Below are 18,002 nucleotides of genomic sequence, written 5' to 3' on the forward strand. Positions count from 1 at the left end.
GTGCGACTTGTATGCTTAAAGTGATTGATTCTAGTGTAAAGGGATTTCAATCCACGCACTCATATAGAGTGCGACAAAGATGGTCAGATTAAGTTACCTAGCAATCATGAGATTTCAATCCACGCACTCATATAGAGTGCGACCCAAAGGCATTCTTTGATGGAGCCAAGTTACAAATTTCAATCCACGCACTCATATAGAGTGCGACGGAAACCTGACACACTGCCCCAAAAGGTCGATAATTTCAATCCACGCACTCATATAGAGTGCGACTCTATAAAAGTGAATCTAAATAATTCAATGAGAATTTCAATCCACGCACTCATATAGAGTGCGACGACGCTACGGCACTTAGAGAGATGCAGGCGCTACAATTTCAATCCACGCACTCATATAGAGTGCGACAGCACGACCTAGGCACGTTTGATGACAGTTAAAAGCATTTCAATCCACGCACTCATATAGAGTGCGACGGGAAGAAAAAGGAAGGATCCAGCTGAGATTATATTTCAATCCACGCACTCATATAGAGTGCGACAGCATCCCGAATTTCAATAGTTCCTTTATGATTACATTTCAATCCACGCACTCATATAGAGTGCGACTCATGTCAGAATCTACTTGTGTCGCTTCTAATAGTGATTTCAATCCACGCACTCATATAGAGTGCGACAATACTATTAAATTCTAAATACTTAGCTTTACGAATTTCAATCCACGCACTCATATAGAGTGCGACCTAAAGTTAAATTTGTAATAGACCCAAGAATAATATTTCAATCCACGCACTCATATAGAGTGCGACTCTATGAGGTGCGTGACAGAGTAACACGTATTGAAATTTCAATCCACGCACTCATATAGAGTGCGACAGCACCAATACTGTTCCCTAAACTGTAGTTGAGAATTTCAATCCACGCACTCATATAGAGTGCGACTAAAACCCCTAATCAAATACAATTAACCTATGAAATTTCAATCCACGCACTCATATAGAGTGCGACATATTCCAGATGGACGTTGTGATAATGACCAAACGATTTCAATCCACGCACTCATATAGAGTGCGACTGAGGTCGGCATGGCTTATCTGAGGGAGGTAATGATTTCAATCCACGCACTCATATAGAGTGCGACTAAGCAGTGTTCAATTGGAATTAGTCGAGGTGAAGGAATTTCAATCCACGCACTCATATAGAGTGCGACACATTCATAGATACATCGTGTCCGATCTTGGAAATTTCAATCCACGCACTCATATAGAGTGCGACAAGCAATGGTGTAGTAAACGTGATGAAGATTGTGTATTTCAATCCACGCACTCATATAGAGTGCGACCAAACAATGACTTTGAATTAGGTGGATATCAATATATTTCAATCCACGCACTCATATAGAGTGCGACTTTATCACAAAGGGACAAAGATCAGGCGTTACAAAATTTCAATCCACGCACTCATATAGAGTGCGACCCGGCTCAAACAATCAACAAATCACCGGTTCACGATTTCAATCCACGCACTCATATAGAGTGCGACCAAAGAGTGGCGGTCAATTAGACAAGGTTAATCCTATTTCAATCCACGCACTCATATAGAGTGCGACAAACTCAAGAGGCTTGGATTGCTCCAACGTTGTTATTTCAATCCACGCACTCATATAGAGTGCGACAAATCTTGATTTCGTTACCGATCCACTCAAGCAAATTTCAATCCACGCACTCATATAGAGTGCGACGAATCTAAAACAACTGAGATGGTAGATCAATGTATTTCAATCCACGCACTCATATAGAGTGCGACTGGCACAACATGGGTTGAAGGATTGTTGCAAGCAATTTCAATCCACGCACTCATATAGAGTGCGACTGTACCGCGTGGGTGTGCCGAAGAGCATGAGGAATTTCAATCCACGCACTCATATAGAGTGCGACGCTAGTGTATCTCCTAACTTAGTACTGACCATCATTTCAATCCACGCACTCATATAGAGTGCGACTTGAAAGGAAAAAGTGTAAGCAATCTACGTATTCATTTCAATCCACGCACTCATATAGAGTGCGACCGTGAGTGTGATGTTCTCCCATCTTGGTTGATGGATTTCAATCCACGCACTCATATAGAGTGCGACACGTAAAACCCTGCTGCCGACCTTTCAGAACCAAATTTCAATCCACGCACTCATATAGAGTGCGACATTCATTGAGGGCATTTCAGCCTATACTTGAACATTTCAATCCACGCACTCATATAGAGTGCGACTTCTATTATGGAAAAGGGGGTATTTTTTATGGAATTTCAATCCACGCACTCATATAGAGTGCGACCTAAACGATAACCGAGAAGGGAGGTGAGAAAGACATTTCAATCCACGCACTCATATAGAGTGCGACGGACTTAGACAAGATGATTAATGATGCTATTAAATTTCAATCCACGCACTCATATAGAGTGCGACGCAAAAATAGTGGATCAAAGAGATAAATTTGAGAAAATTTCAATCCACGCACTCATATAGAGTGCGACAATTAGTAAAGGGTGTAACTATGCCAAGACCACGATTTCAATCCACGCACTCATATAGAGTGCGACGAGAGCCTAGAGTAGTGAAAATGACACTACCATCGATTTCAATCCACGCACTCATATAGAGTGCGACTCCGAAAAGATGATCAAAGAAGTAAGTTTTTTACTATTTTACTGTAAAAACAAGTGAATCTACCCTTTTTCTTTTCGTCTTTAATTATAATATTTACCAAATATGGGCTGGTTATTGACTTTTTCAGGTGCGAACCTCCTAGGAATTTCATGTGTGCTTCTGGTTCGCACTAGAAAATCAAATGCCTCCAATGATATTTAACTTCACTTTTCTCCAAGGTCTTGAAACTTATATTTATCATTGTTTCTAATATTTTATAACAATTATCTAAATAAGGTAATGATTATTTGAAAGAGATAGCCAACCGAATCTCTTGAGACATGTGATTCCTATATATTAGAAGCCAATACTATTAATTTACTACCATATATTTCTCACAAGGAAAAGCTTGAATTATACTCTGAATTTCTTTATAACGATTCGTGACAATCCCACTTACATTTGACTTCCCACCAAAAAAAACAGGGATTCCTCAGAATCCCCGTCCCCTACATAATCAACTCTCTTGATCTTTGCGCAATATTTCATTCGGTTTATCTAACTTAGCGATTAATTTGTCTCCTTCGACATCTAAGTTTGGCAAGATACGATCTAACCACTTGGGTAACCACCAAGCTTTTTCACCGAAAATAGCCATAACAGCAGGAACCAATGTCATTCGTACAAGAAACGTGTCAATAAAGATACCGATCGTTAACGCAAAACCGATCTGTTTGATCATGATATCATCGGTAAATATAAATCCAGCAAAAACAGATACCATAATGACTGCCGCACCTAGCACCACACGGCTTGCTTGATTGTATCCATGAACAATGGACTCCTTACCCTTATGCCCATGAACGTATGATTCGCGCATGGAACTAACAAGGAACACCTGATAATCCATAGCCAGACCGTAGAGAATACCGGTCGTTACAATCGGCATAAAGCTAAGCAACGGTCCACCCGTATCGAAACCGAATACATCATTCAGCCATCCCCATTGAAACACTGCTGTGGTGATACCGAATGTTGCCAGTATACTTAGTAGAAAACCAAGCGTTGCTTTAATGGGTACAACAATTGAACGAAAGACTAACATGAGAATAATCAGCGAAAGAATAACTATAATACCAATATAAATTGGAAAAACATTGCCCAACTTAACCGACATGTCAATATTTACAGCTGTAAATCCGGTAACGCCTAACGTAACTCCCCCACCCGTCTGTAGGTCAAGTTCACGTAATTGCTGTACCAATTCTTTCGTTTCTATATCCGTAGGTCCCGTATCTGGAATTAGACTGAATATAGCCAAATTACCATTCTCATTGATACCTAAAGGCGATACTTGAGATACGTTGTCCTGACTTTGAAGCTCCATCACGAGACCCATCAGATGTTCGATTGTAAGCTTTGAAGATGAGTCCTCTAACTCTGCAACCAAAATTAGTGGTCCGTTAAATCCTTCACCAAATCCCTCTGAAATCGCATCATAACTTTGCCTAGCCGCCGTATCTAAATTCGCTGTGGCCGCTCCAGGGATACCCATATCCATTTTCAGTATCGGTGTCGCTGCAATCCCTAGGATTACAATAACTACAACAATGACTAGCCAGCGAAACTTCACAACACCTCTGACCCATCTATCAGAAAATCCAATACGTGTTGCATTTGCTGCTTTTAGCTGATTCTTGTTACGAGCTTTTGGAGAACATATCTTCTCGCCCACTAAACCAAGCAAAGCCGGTAATAACGTCAACACAAGTAACATATTAACCAAAACTGTTGCTGCAGCTACTAATGCCATGGTCGATAAGAACGAAATACCCATAACCAGCATGCCACACAAAGCAATAATAACAGTTAATCCTGCGAAGAATACCGCACTTCCAGCAGTACCAGTCGCTCTGCTTGCTGCTTCCTGAGCACTCAATCCCTGATCAAATATCAACCGACGTTGGCGATTAACAATGAATAAGCAATAATCAATCCCAACTGCCAGACCAATCATAAGTCCTAGAATAGCTGAAACATTCGTCATTTCAATAAAACTCGAAATTGAGAACGCTCCCCCGACCCCTATAGCAATACCTAAAAGTGCTGTGAGTAACGGAAGACCTGCAGCGACCACAGACCCTAAAGTCATCAATAACACAATCGCAGCCACAATCAATCCAATCACTTCTCCGGATCCAATTCCAATCTCCAGAGATAGCAGTGATTCACTAGGAAGTACGGATATTTCTTCTTCTTTCTCAAGAGCGGTTACGGTCTCAATAATCGTATCCTTCACATCTTGAGGAATAGCTGTCAACTCATCTGTAAACTGAAATTGGAATAATGCAATTGTACCGTCGGCAGAGAGCAACACTCCTGGAAGTGGCATACCATCCACGATCATGATACCGTATGGAGGCAAATCATCTGGATTTGCATTCTGCATCATCATGGCATTCAAATCATTAGCTCCTGATGCGAGCTCTGCAGTGTTAACTACATAATCTAAATGATATACCTCTGAAATGATCTTACCAATCGCAGCACCACGCTCTGGTGTATCCAATCTTTGATCATCAGAAGCCTTAAATACAACACTACCTTGCCCACCTGAAGCAATCGGAAGCTCATTGGATAACTGGTCCAACACTCGCTGTGATTCCGTACCTTCTATTTTCATCTCGTTGCTTATATGAATGCCGTTTATGCCTAACAATGTTGCGACAAGACCTACAATGGCCAACCAACTTACAATGAAATACCAAGGCTTTCGAAAAGCCTTATTACTAATTTTGTATAAAAATGTGGACATCTCTCTATTTTCCCTCCAACTATCTTAATAAGTATGTGTGTTTAAAAGCCGTTCTTTAAATATTTGTAAATTTTCTCCATATACTGATGGAATGCACTATTGGATGACGGTTGATCTGGAAACTCTACATGAAGACTTCCATCGATGACGGGCAACATAGCACCATAAACTGCCCCTACTAGAAGATGAATATATACTTCATCAACCTTCCCATTCGTTATGATGATTAACGTTTTTTGGGCGTCAACATGCAAGCGATATATTACATCAAGAAAGTAAGGTTCCATAGATGGATTTTTTTTGCAGATCAATGCGAGTTCACGAATTTTTTTTAAATAATCTACAGTAAGCTGCGTTTTTATCAATTGGAAAAGGATATCGATCGGTGGGGTATCTTCAGATAAATTCTCTAACAATTGTTCTATTTCAATCGTGTCATTAAATATAGTAGCTCCTGATGCAACGGCTTCTTCCTTACAGGAAAAATAATTGGTAAACGTTCTTCTAGAATACCCTGCTCGCCCTACCACATCTTCAACGATGAACCCATCAAGACCGTGTTCGAGAGCAAGTTCAAAGGCAGCATTGGCAAGAGCTCGCACCGTCGCTTCCTTTTTTATGTACCTTAGACTTGTTTTAATCGTGTAACTCCTCCTTTCCGCTTTTTCCCAACTAACAGTTAGTTTACAATATTTTTGCCCAAAGTGCAATTTTGCGCATTACGCAAAAAAAAAAAAAAAACAAGAGACGAACTCTCTAAATATCTGGAGTTCGTCTTCACAAGAATATTCGGGTATTCAAAATACTATCTCTCTTCCATCTTATTTATATCTCCCATATTGCTTAGCATAAGAAATGATTTGTTGGTAGGCCTTTTTATCCTTCATCATCTTTAAGGGGTAGAATTGGGGTCTTGTATTTACTTCCAGAATCCACGATTCACCTTTGGGGTCCAACGCCACGTCCAAGCCAAGTTCCCTGAATCCCTTTATCTGTCGGTCGAAATGATTTCCTACCGTTACACCCATCTTCTTCAATTTAGTTTCCATACGCTGAATTTCGTCTTTATGATATCCTGCACCTGACATTGTTTCATAGAAGTACCCAATTTTCCCACCTTGATTGTAGTTTGTAGCAACCTTTTCCTTCTTTCCGATCTTTGTGAAAATGGAACTGCTAATCCATGCACCCTTATTCGTCTTTTGCACCATGACACGAATATCAAAGGGTTTACTATTCGTACTAGCCAGCTTAATCCCCTTTTGCAATAAATAAGATTTGTTACTGGCATAGCGACATAACTTATCATATAACCGATCTATTGATTCATAAGTAGATTTGACTGTATTTACTTGGATTTGGTAACCCTTCTTGATTCTTTTCATGCGAATAACATTGAATCCCCCGGAACCACCCGTAGGTTTGAAATAAACAGTGGAATAAGAAGCAAACATTGAAATCAAGTTCTTTTTATTAAAAAGTAATGTTTGTGGAACATGCTTCCTTAGATCCGGATGCTTCAATATCCAGTTTGTTTTTACCCATTTACTTTTGATTGAAGCGCTGGTGTATTTCATCGCATAAGACCTCCTATTCATTACATAGCATATGTTATGGGGAATTAGCCTGTCACCGCTTTTGCCCAACATCTGAATTATCCCATTGATTGATTAAATTTAATTAGGTAATATTGGGACAATATGGTTCAACTATAGGAGGAAGATTATGTTTACTTGTTACGCTAAGCAAGATCAATTTGAAACGTATGTACTAGCAAGCGAAGATCGTCAAATTTATATTGAAGTGGTTCCCGAACGAGGCTGTATTATCAGTAAATATATGTACAATAACGAATCAATTTTTTATCTTGAGCAAGAAACATTGGAAGACCTATCGAAAAACATACGTGGTGGCAATCCTATTTTGTTTCCTATTAGTAGCTACTTAGTTGATGAGACTTATTATTACAAAGATACAGCTTATCAATTAAAGCAGCACGGCTTTGCGCGTAATCTAGTAGGCCAAGTTATTCATACTTCCGCTGATGACAACAGTGCTTCAATCACCCTTGAAATGGTAGATAATGAAGAGACTTTGATTCGATATCCTTTCCATTTCAAACTGATCATGCAATATACACTTAACGAAAATGGTTTAAGTATTCAGGCTACTATTCATAATATGGATGATAAAGTGATGCCGTTCTACTTGGGTTACCACCCTTATTTCTATGTAGCGGATAAAGAAAATCTTGCATTACAAGTTCCGTCATCTACTTACAAGGAAATGATACCTAATAGTATAGTAGAAGATAAGTTTAACTTTAACCAAGACGAATCTAACGTCATTTATGATCAATTACAATCTAATAGCTGTGAGATGATTGATCATACAAGACAACTGAAAGTAACGATCACCTCAGAGGATGTATATCAGTATATTGTACTTTGGGCACTACAAGGAAAACCCTTTGTATGTATAGAGCCTTGGATGGCTCCTGTAAATGGTATGAACGTTGGACAAGGTATTCAATTACTTGAAGCCAACCAATCGCACACATCCACCATCCAAATAAAAGCAGAATCATTGATTTAACTTTTTATATGTTAAAAATGCACAACAAGTGGCATCTCCGAACTAAGAGTTTCCTGTTCGGAGATGCCACTTTCGAATTGTAATATTAAGACTAAGGTTTCGAAATTACACGGAATGTTCCCGTACCAAAAGCACATAATTCTCCGTTCTCTGTACGCACATAAGCTTGAGTATTAATCAATTTACGCGAACTATGAATAATTTCAGCTGTTACAAAGACTTTTCCTTTCTCTACGGGTGCAACATAGTTTAATGTTAAATTCGTTGTAACGATGTTATTCTCTGGCCTAGCAATCATTCCTATCAAACCCATCGCAGAATCAATTAAAGTTGCGTGTACACCGCCATGCAGTATACCTATTTGGTTTAAATGATGAGGCAGTATATCAATTGAAACAACTACCTTCTGCTCCTTTAATTCTTCAAATACACAACCTACGAACCCCCAGAATGTAGACTTGGCAAGCTGTTCCCATTCTCCAAAATTAGGATGAATATTATCCGAATTGTCCTTCATAAATACACCTCCTCAACCTTACCCTTTTCAATATACTCTTACAGGAATTAACAAGCGTTAAAGGTTATTTATATTACTTAGGCATCTTATCGGCGTCTTCATCAATCAATTTCCGTCGAAGAACTTTACCTACCAATGTCTTAGGAAATGATTGACGAAATTCGTATACTCTAGGAACTTTATACACTGCTAACTTCTCCTTACACCAACGTTTTAGATCCTCTTCATTCGCTGTTGCGCCCTCTTTAAGTATAATATATGCTTTCACCGTCTCACCACGATATGGATCTACCACGCCAGCTACAACAGCTTCTTCTACATCGGGATGTTCGAACAGCACTTCTTCCACTTCTCGTGGATATATATTATACCCACCTGCGATAATCAGATCTTTACGTCGATCCAGTATATAGAAGAAACCCTCGTCGTCCATCCGAGCCAAATCTCCTGTATATAGCCATCCATCACGAAGCGCCTTCTTTGTTTCTTCAGGTTGTTGCCAGTATCCCTTCATCACCTGCGGTCCTCGGATAATCAACTCTCCAATATCACCTTGTGGCATCTCATCTCCCGTATCCGGGTGTACGATACGTGCTTCAGTATCAGGAAAAGGGATGCCGATAGAACCAACTTTTCGCTTCTCCCATAGGTTGTTCGCATGTGTTACCGGTGACGCTTCTGTCAGACCGTAACCTTCAATTAATGTTCCTCCTGTCATCCTCTCAAAACGCTCCTGAACTTCAACCGGTAAAGAAGCAGCACCACTAATACATATTTTCACTGAGGAAAGATCGAATTTCTGAATATCAGGATGATTGATCACGGCAATATACATGGTTGGTGCTCCAGGAAATACAGTCGGCTTCAATCGATTCATCGTCTTCAACACCTGACCAATATCAAAACGTGGAATTAATATTAATGTACCAGCCATAAGAACGGATTGGTTAAGCAACACGGTCATACCGAACACATGGAAAAAGGGTAGGGCTGCAAAATAACGTTCCTTACCTATTTGAGCACGGTAGAACCAGAGCTTACTCTGATGCGTATTGGCTACCAGATTCATATGAGTAAGCATCACACCCTTAGCGAAACCCGTAGTCCCACCCGTGTATTGAATGAGTGCAAGATCCTCATCAGCATCCACTGGAGTATCGTTTGGCTCAGCTGTCGACTGTTTCAAGAAAGGGAGGAATGGTAATACACTATTCCCATATGAGATCGGGTCGCCCGTCTTTTTATTCTTCAGGGGATATAGTAAATTTTTCGGAAATGGCAAGTAATCCTTAATTGAGGTTACTAGAATATAGTCCAATGGTATTTTCTCTGTCGATTTCTGCACCCGATCGAATAGAATGTCCAGCGTTACAATCATCTTAACGCTCGCATCATTCAATTGATGCTCTAATTCTCGCGGCATATAGAGTGGGTTCGTCATCACGACGATACCGCCCATAAGTAGCGTCCCATAATATGCGATGACGGCTTGTGGGCAATTCGGTAACATGACAGCTACTCTGTCTCCTTTACGAATACCCAGCTTAAGCAGGGCATTCGTAAAGCGATACACCGAATCTAATAAAGCTTTATACGAAATCTTATTCCCTAGAAAGTCTAGGGCGATCTGGTCCGGATATAATGCTGTAGACTGCACCAGAAATTGGGCCAAATTCTGCTTCGGATAATCAAATGTTGCGGGTACTTCAACCGGATAATGTTCCAACCATGGTTTATTTGACACGCTATCCACCCCATTCTCAAGAATCCGTTACACCACGTACTTTTCCGCTTCGATGACTTTGGCAGCAATTTTCCGTTTTAATCCTAACGTATTAACCTGTGTTTTTCTTGTCAGTTTTTTCAATACTGAGAGCCCAGTACGAAGTGTATCTCCTGATTCCATGGCAGCTAGCGTTTCTTTCGCCCAACATTCAATCCGCTCAAATTCCTCGTGTATAAAAGCCACTGTCATATCTATCGCATTGGTCGCTTTAGCCTCACCAACTTGATCGATCAACTTCCTAGTTCGTAAGAGAGCGCTTTCCATTGCGAACACCGTAATCATCATATCAGCCAGATGGCTTAATACTTCTTGTTCTTGCTCTAACTTCATTTGATACTTTTGTAGGGCTTGCGCACCGACCATGAGGAATATTTTCTTCGTCATGGATAGCAGGTGTGTTTCTTGCTCCAATGTGCCTTCGAATAATTGACCAGGAACTAATCCTAATAATTCTGATTGCAACGCTTGTGCCTTCTGCATTAAAGGTAATTCGCCTTTCATCGCCCGCTTAATTAATGTCCCGGGGATTAGCAACCGATTAATTTCATTCGTCCCTTCGAAAATACGATTGATGCGCGAATCTCGATAATTACGTTCAATCCGATATTCTTGAATGAATCCATAACCTCCATGAATCTGAACACCCTCATCTACGACGAAATCAAGTGTTTCTGATCCAAATACTTTGTTAATAGAGCATTCTAATTGATATTCTGCAATGGCTTTAGCCGATTGATATCCAACATTCGGACTATCATAATCCACTTCAGCTAATCCGATATCAAATAGGCCCGCCGTCCGATATACCATACTTTCCAGCACAAACGTCCGCATGTTCATTTCCGCCAGTTTCTTGCCAATAAGGGGAAACGAGGATATCTTACGGTCAAATTGCGTGCGTTCATTGGCATATTTTGCAGCTAGCTCGATTGAATCTTTCGCAGCTCCGACACATCCAGCAGCTAATTTGAAGCGGCCAATATTTAGAATGTTAAAAGCGATCAAATGCCCTTTGCCTACTTCCCATAACAAGTTCTCTACTGGAACTTTGACATCCTCCAGGATCAGTGGACACGTAGAAGAACCTTTGATTCCCATCTTCTTCTCTTCTGGACCGATACTAACCCCTTCCATCGTTCGTTCTACGATAAAGGTACTGAACTCCGTGCCATTGACTTTCGCGTATACGATGAATATATCAGCAAATGCTGCGTTTGTAATGAATTGCTTACTTCCATTTAAAATGTAATGCTGACCATCTTCAGTCAACGTAGCCGATGTTTTGGCACCAAGAGCATCCGATCCAGAAGAGGGCTCCGTTAGACAATAAGCTGCAATTTTCTCACCTGTAGCCAACGACGGTAGATACTTCTGCTTCTGCTCTTCCGTACCGAAATATACTATCGGAAGCGTGCCAATCCCTACATGTGCACCAAAAGATAATGCGAATGATGAAGCCTTCGTAAGCTTCTCATTAATCAACGTGGCGCTCACTTTATCTAGGCCTAAACCACCATAATTCTCTGGAACTTCCGCGCCAAGCAAGCCGATCTCACCAGCTTTTTGCAGCAACTCCACTGTTAATGCGTAGTTCAATTTCTCCACTTCTTCATCCTTGGGGGCAATCTCAGTAGCCACGAATTGTTCCGTTGTCTCCGCTATCATACGATGTTCTTCCGTAAAGTCCTCTGGTGTTACGATTTGTTGGTAATCAATATCCTCAATCATGTAACTTCCGCCTAATACTTTGCTCATCGTCTTACTCATTGATTTCCTCTCCTTTGCCCTCACGAGTGATTTTTATTGCGGATGAACTTCAAATACGCCTGCTGCTCCCATTCCTCCTCCAATACACATGGAGACCACTCCATAACCACCCCCACGCCGTCGCAGTTCATTGATCAGAGTCGTGGTCACTTTTGTCCCTGTACATCCTAGCGGATGTCCAAGTGCAATCGCTCCACCATTCACGTTAACCTTCTCCTCATCAATCCCAAGTTCACGAATCACATGCACACATTGGGAAGCGAAAGCCTCATTTATCTCAAATAAACTAACATCTTCAAGCGTAATTCCAGCCATCTGCAATGCCTTGGGAATAGCTTTGATGGGTCCCACTCCCATGATTTCAGGCTCTACCCCTGACAATGCAAAAGATCGAAACGTTGCTAGAGGTTTCAATCCAAGTTCGTCAGCTTTCTCTTTACTCATCATCACGACCGCGGCTGCACCATCACTTGTCTGAGAAGTATTACCAGCCGTAACCGTGCCTCCTAATTTGAAGGCAGGTTTCAGCTTACTCAGTGTCTCAACAGTTGTATTAGCCCGAACACCTTCATCCATATCGAAGATGAAAGATGTAACCGCGACCTGACCATTCTCATCCACACGCTTTAACTCCACTTGAATAGGAACAATCTCATCCTTAAATTTTCCCTCCGCAATCGCTCTTGCTGCTTTCACATGTGATTGTGCAGCAAATCGATCCTGATCTTCACGCGACACATTAAATCTCTCCGCGACGTTCTCAGCAGTATGCCCCATGCCGATATAGACTTCTGGCATTTCCTCAACAATCCTCGGGTTTGGTGAAATCTTAAAGCCTGTCATCGGAACATGACTCATACTTTCTACTCCACCTGCTATCATGATGTCAGCATTCCCTAACATAATCCGTTCGGCTGCAAAAGCGATTGACTGTAATCCTGAGGAGCAGAACCGATTTATTGTCATAGCCGGAACCGTAACCGGAAATCCAGCATACAGCGACATGATACGAGCAAAGTTTAATCCCTGTCCCCCTTCCGGCATTGCACAGCCGATGATGATATCCTCTACATCCTCTTTTCTAAGACCGGGTGCTCGATTGATTACAGCTTCTAGAACGACTTTTCCCAATTCATCCGCACGTGTCTGCACTAGACTTCCTTTCTTAGATCTGCCAATCGCGGTACGTGCCATGGATACAATTACAGCTTCTTTCATAGAAATCCTCACACTCCCCGGAATGTTAATTTCGTAACGCCTTACCTTTCGTCAACATATGTTGCATCCGCTGTTGGGTCTTCGGTTCTCCACACAAGCTCAAGAATGCTTCCCGCTCCAAATCGAGCATATATTGTTCGCTTACAAGACTGCCTGCTGGAACATCACCACCGGCTAGTACATGAGCCAACTTCTTGGCAATTAACAGATCGTGATCGCTAATATAGCCACTTTGCTTCATTCCAATAGCACCAAGTTGCAAGACAGATTTACCTTCTGAACCAGCAACTCGAATTTTCCCTTCTACCATCGGTTCATAACCTGCTCGACTCATCTGAAGAACAGCCTGTTTAGCTTCGTATATTAAATGATCCTGACTCGCAATAATGCGATCTGTAGATCGAAGATATCCTAACTTTTTAGCATCATGGCCGCTGCTTGAGACTTTAGCCATACCAACCGTTTCAAATACATGGTTCAAATAAGGTTGAAGATCCGCTTCTGGATGTCCGTCTACACGTTGACTTATCCTCATTGCAAATTCCTTGCATCCTCCACCCGCAGGGATGAGACCAACACCTGCTTCAACTAAGCCATAATACGTCTCGGCCCCAGCAATCACTTGATCGGCAGGCATACATGCCTCTACGCCTCCGCCCAAAGTCATTCGATGTGGTGCGGCCACAACAGGCTTCTCAAACCTTTTCACTTTGTACATGGTGTTCTGGAACAATCGAATAATACCATCTATTTCATCCCACTCTTCATCCTGTGCCTCCATCAACAACAGCATGATATTAGCGCCAACACAGAAATTCCGCCCCTGATTAGCAATCACCATTCCTTCAAAGTTATTTCGTACTTCCACTAAACTTTGTTGGATCATCATCAGAATATCTGCACCAATGGCATTGTTAGGCGAATGAAATTCCAAGCAAGCTACACCGTCACCAAGATCGATCAGACTCGCACCATTGTTTCCTTTCACAATCTTGTTCTGTTCCTTCAAGTTGCTCAGTGAAATGATCTTTGCTGGTTGTTCAACCAACGAATATCGTTGATCTACAACAACATATAAAGCCCCTTGATCCTTCTGATAGAACGATTGATTCCCCTGTGCAATCCATTCTTTCACCCATAGAGGGACAGTCAATCCTTCCTTTTCCATTCGTTCAACAGATCTAACTAATCCCAAAGCGTCCCATGTCTCAAACGGACCCAACTCCCAGTTGAACCCCCACTTCATCGCTTCATCGATTTCATGAATTGAATTGGCAATTTCGCCGACCTTTTCAGCAGAGTATATCAGCACCTGCTTTAGAATATTCCACGCGAATTCAGAATAGCGATCACCGGTTACGATTAATGCCTTTGTTTTCGCTCTAGCTCCTTTTGCTAGTTTGGCTGCTTCAAGCGATCCAGAAGTCACCTTTTTCTGAGGATGGTATTCCATCGACGATAGATGAAGTGAATTTATTTCACTCCCGTTTTCACCCTTTTGTTTCAAATAGAACCCTTGACCAGACTTCTCACCAAGCCAGCCCCTGGCGACCATGCTACTGATCGCGTCAGGTGTTGCAAACGCCGCTTTTTCCGATTCATCTGTAATATTACGGTACACGTTATCTGCCACATGAATGAATGTATCTAGTCCTACGAGATCCAACGTTCGGAAGGTAGCACTCTTGGGGCGCCCCATCGCAGGTCCAGTAACCGCATCCACTTCCTCCACAGTAAATCCATTCTTCAACATCTGTTGCAATGTAATAAGAAGTCCATATGTTCCAATTCGATTCGCGATAAAATTAGGAGTATCCTTTGCAAGCACAACGCCTTTACCCAGAACATTCTCGCACAATAACTTCATCTGTTGAACAATCTTTGGATCCGTCTTTGTCCCTGGAATAATTTCTAACAACTTCATATATCGAGGTGGATTAAAAAAGTGTGTTCCAAGAAAATATTTCTGAAATGCTTCGCTACAATCAGCAACCATCTCTTGAATAGAAATCCCTGATGTATTAGAACTGACAATTGTTCCGGGCTTCCACTGGCGCTCAATTTGACTCAATAAATCCTTTTTCACTTGTAGATTCTCGACGACAACCTCAATCACCCAATCCACTTCCGAAATCTGCGAAAGGTGGTCCTCTAGATTCCCAGGCGTAATTCGGTCTGCGAAGTCATCGTCGTAAAGAGGCGATGGGTTCGTCTTTCTTAATCTCGCAATAGCTCCAGTAGCCAAACGATTTCTAACCGCAGGATGTTCTAGGGTATATCCTTTCTTATCCTCTTCAGCAGTCAATTCTTTCGGCACCATATCTAACAATAAGCACGGTATTCCAACGTTAGCTAGATGAGCAGCAATACCAGAACCCATAATTCCCGAGCCAATGACAGCTGCCTTGCGAATGGATTTATTCATCTTGTTACCTCCAGTTCAGATACTTGTTTGAAGCGGATTGGGTGATCCCCAAATACAGACTGTTCCAGAATTTCTGCGATATCCTTCGCTTTAACACGATCTTCCACTTCCTTCATCTTGGTACCATCTTCCATCATCGTAAGACAGTAAGGGCAAGCACTACTAATGACCGTTGGATTCACTTCTAACGCTTGCTCGGTACGAGCAAGATTTACCCGCTTACCCGCTGTTTCCTCCATCCACATCATGCCACCACCGGCACCACAGCACATCCCGTTCTCACGAGTTCGCTTCATTTCAGCCAATTCAACTCCTGGAATAGCTCTCAGAATATTACGTGGTTCATCATAGACATTGTTATAGCGTCCTAGATAACATGAATCATGATACGTAATTCGTTCCTTCACCTCATATCGCGGTTTCAATTTCCCTGCCTGAATAAGCTGATCCAGTAACTGTGTATGATGGACGACTTCCACCCCTTCGAGTCCAAATTCAGGATACTCATTCTTTAATGTATTAAATGTATGAGGACAGGCCGTGACGATCTTCCGAACATTGTATTTCTGGAAAATCTTAATATTGTCACTGCATAGTTGTTGAAATAACATTTCATTACCCATCCGACGGGGAGTATCACCTGAATTCTTCTCCTCGTTTCCCAGAATAGCGAAGGAAATGCCAGACTCATTCAATAATCGGGCAAAAGCTCTAGAAATCGAGCGGCTTCGAAGATCAAAGGAACCCATGGATCCAACAAAAAATAAGTATTCAAAATGAGGATTCTCCTTTACCGTTGGCACTTTAATCCCTCCGATGTCCCCTGTCCATGCAGCACGATCATTTCGGTTCAGTCCCCACGGATTCCCTTGTCTCTCGATATTCTGCAATGCACGTTGCCCCTCATGAGGAACATTACCTTGCATCAAGACCAGATGTCGGCGTAGATCAATGATTTTATCCACGTGTTCGTTACTTACTGGACATTGATCTTCACAATTACGGCAAGTCGTACAGGACCAAATTTCCTCTTCCGTTATGACATCACCTATTAGCTCCATCTCTTCAGGTTTCTTGTTCTGTATAGTCCATGTTGATTTATGCCAGTCTAGTGTCGGAGAGATATTCGTAATGCCACTGTCGTTCGCTTGCCAATCAATAGATTCTTTCTCTTCCGTAACTAAGGCATGGTTTCCACTTGTAGTGAATAAATATTGTGGCGCCCAAGGGGACTTGCTTGTGATCACAGTTCCTTTCTCCACCATATGATCACGAAGCTTCGTAATTAGGTGCATAGGTGAGAGAACTTTACCCGTATTACTTGCAGGACAGACATCAGTACAACGTCCACATTCCACGCAAGCGTAGAAGTCGAGCATTTGTTTCTGTGAGAAATCCTCAATTTGACCTACGCCGAATGACTCTGCTTCTTCATCTTCCAAATCTAACTTAGTGAGCTTACCTACAGGTTCGCTACGACGAAACCAAATATTTAGGGGGGCAGTTATAATATGGAAATGCTTCGACTGTGGCACATAGACTAGAAATGACAAAAGAATCAGCAAATGCATCCACCAAAAACCAATAAACCAACCATAGGCCGTAGAACTAGAAATCCCCGTAAAAACTAGCGCAACGATAGACGAGATCGGAGCGTAACCGCTAAACTCTAAATCCAACCACAACCGTTCGAAACTTAAACTAAGGACGACAGATAACATCAAGAAGAAGATAAAAAATACTACGATACTAGGCTTCCAACCTTTCTTCAATCGAGTCAGCTTCTCCCCATATCGCCGATAAGTGGCATAACCCATCGCAACCAAGATAAGAACCACAGTTACTTCCTGCATGAGTCCGAAGGCGTCATACCCTGGAATCGGTAAGTGTTTGCCTACGGTTAACCCTTTTACAATCAAGTCCAAGGCACCCAACTGTAAAATAATGAATCCATAGAAGATCATAATGTGCATGATTCCACTTTTCGGATCCTTCAACAATTTCTTCTGCCCAAATACCTGTGATAGGAACTCAGTCAACCGACCTTCACCCAATTGTCGGAAGTCGACTGGTGCGCCAAGCTTCAGATATAGGTAGCGATGGTACACAACCTTATAGAATAAATACAATCCGTACCCCGTTACCGCCAAAAACAAAATAAAATTAATCATCTGCCAGCTCATGGTCCCTCTCCTTTCTGGATGTTAATAAACACACCATTCCCAATGAAAGCGATTACAAA

Annotated in this window: 10 protein-coding genes and 1 CRISPR repeat array (1 of these 11 running past the window's edge); of the genes, 1 reads left to right on the top strand and 9 read right to left on the bottom strand. The window is 41.7% G+C overall.

What is annotated here, in order from left to right; all coding sequences use genetic code 11:
- Positions 1-2,658: a CRISPR direct-repeat array (repeat unit 32 nt; unit sequence ATTTCAATCCACGCACTCATATAGAGTGCGAC); it begins 5,961 nt to the left of the window's first position.
- A gap of 496 nt (positions 2,659-3,154) precedes the next feature.
- The 3 genes from LPB68_RS05975 to LPB68_RS05985 form a co-directional block, all read right to left on the bottom strand.
- Positions 3,155-5,452, bottom strand: a complete 2,298-nt coding sequence (locus LPB68_RS05975) for an MMPL family transporter (protein ID WP_068659266.1) — start codon at positions 5,450-5,452, stop codon at positions 3,155-3,157.
- A gap of 41 nt (positions 5,453-5,493) precedes the next feature.
- Positions 5,494-6,054 (bottom strand): TetR/AcrR family transcriptional regulator, encoded by a 561-nt coding sequence (locus LPB68_RS05980; RefSeq protein ID WP_232510249.1) that lies wholly within the window; start codon positions 6,052-6,054, stop codon positions 5,494-5,496.
- 219 nt (positions 6,055-6,273) lie between these two features.
- The gene (locus LPB68_RS05985; RefSeq protein ID WP_068659264.1) at positions 6,274-7,029 is read right to left on the bottom strand and encodes a YheC/YheD family protein; all 756 of its coding nucleotides are present in this window, start codon (positions 7,027-7,029) and stop codon (positions 6,274-6,276) included.
- A 148-nt stretch (positions 7,030-7,177) separates the two neighbouring features.
- Here LPB68_RS05985 and LPB68_RS05990 point away from each other — a divergent pair, with 148 nt between their 5' ends.
- The gene (locus LPB68_RS05990) at positions 7,178-8,047 is read left to right on the top strand and encodes an aldose epimerase family protein (RefSeq protein ID WP_068659262.1); all 870 of its coding nucleotides are present in this window, start codon (positions 7,178-7,180) and stop codon (positions 8,045-8,047) included.
- A gap of 91 nt (positions 8,048-8,138) precedes the next feature.
- Here the strand turns inward: LPB68_RS05990 and LPB68_RS05995 are convergent, their stop codons facing one another.
- The 6 genes from LPB68_RS05995 to LPB68_RS06020 form a co-directional block, all read right to left on the bottom strand.
- Positions 8,139-8,564 (bottom strand): PaaI family thioesterase, encoded by a 426-nt coding sequence (locus tag LPB68_RS05995; protein ID WP_068659260.1) that lies wholly within the window; start codon positions 8,562-8,564, stop codon positions 8,139-8,141.
- 73 nt (positions 8,565-8,637) lie between these two features.
- Positions 8,638-10,308, bottom strand: a complete 1,671-nt coding sequence (locus tag LPB68_RS06000; RefSeq protein WP_198402166.1) for an AMP-binding protein — start codon at positions 10,306-10,308, stop codon at positions 8,638-8,640.
- Positions 10,309-10,335: 27 nt separating this feature from the next.
- The gene (locus tag LPB68_RS06005; protein WP_068659257.1) at positions 10,336-12,117 is read right to left on the bottom strand and encodes an acyl-CoA dehydrogenase family protein; all 1,782 of its coding nucleotides are present in this window, start codon (positions 12,115-12,117) and stop codon (positions 10,336-10,338) included.
- 33 nt (positions 12,118-12,150) lie between these two features.
- Positions 12,151-13,335, bottom strand: a complete 1,185-nt coding sequence (locus LPB68_RS06010; protein WP_068659255.1) for an acetyl-CoA C-acyltransferase — start codon at positions 13,333-13,335, stop codon at positions 12,151-12,153.
- A 25-nt stretch (positions 13,336-13,360) separates the two neighbouring features.
- Positions 13,361-15,760: a 3-hydroxyacyl-CoA dehydrogenase/enoyl-CoA hydratase family protein gene (locus tag LPB68_RS06015; RefSeq protein WP_068659253.1), complete on the bottom strand. Its 2,400-nt coding sequence runs from the start codon at positions 15,758-15,760 to the stop codon at positions 13,361-13,363.
- The gene (locus LPB68_RS06020) at positions 15,757-17,943 is read right to left on the bottom strand and encodes a (Fe-S)-binding protein (RefSeq protein WP_068659251.1); all 2,187 of its coding nucleotides are present in this window, start codon (positions 17,941-17,943) and stop codon (positions 15,757-15,759) included. Before LPB68_RS06020 ends, LPB68_RS06015 begins: the two co-directional genes overlap by 4 nt.
- Positions 17,944-18,002: the final 59 nt, after the last annotated feature.

The organism is Paenibacillus crassostreae (assembly GCF_001857945.1).
GTDB lineage: Bacteria > Bacillota > Bacilli > Paenibacillales > Paenibacillaceae > Paenibacillus_AQ > Paenibacillus_AQ crassostreae.

Coding starts and splice junctions, on each gene's coding strand:
- LPB68_RS06005 (WP_068659257.1), bottom strand. CDS start 12,117: ATGAGTAAGACGATGAGCAAAGTATTAGGCGGAAGTTACATGATTGAG.
- LPB68_RS05990 (WP_068659262.1), top strand. CDS start 7,178: ATGTTTACTTGTTACGCTAAGCAAGATCAATTTGAAACGTATGTACTA.
- LPB68_RS06010 (WP_068659255.1), bottom strand. CDS start 13,335: ATGAAAGAAGCTGTAATTGTATCCATGGCACGTACCGCGATTGGCAGA.
- LPB68_RS05975 (WP_068659266.1), bottom strand. CDS start 5,452: ATGTCCACATTTTTATACAAAATTAGTAATAAGGCTTTTCGAAAGCCT.
- LPB68_RS06020 (WP_068659251.1), bottom strand. CDS start 17,943: ATGAGCTGGCAGATGATTAATTTTATTTTGTTTTTGGCGGTAACGGGG.
- LPB68_RS06015 (WP_068659253.1), bottom strand. CDS start 15,760: ATGAATAAATCCATTCGCAAGGCAGCTGTCATTGGCTCGGGAATTATG.
- LPB68_RS05995 (WP_068659260.1), bottom strand. CDS start 8,564: ATGAAGGACAATTCGGATAATATTCATCCTAATTTTGGAGAATGGGAA.
- LPB68_RS05985 (WP_068659264.1), bottom strand. CDS start 7,029: ATGAAATACACCAGCGCTTCAATCAAAAGTAAATGGGTAAAAACAAAC.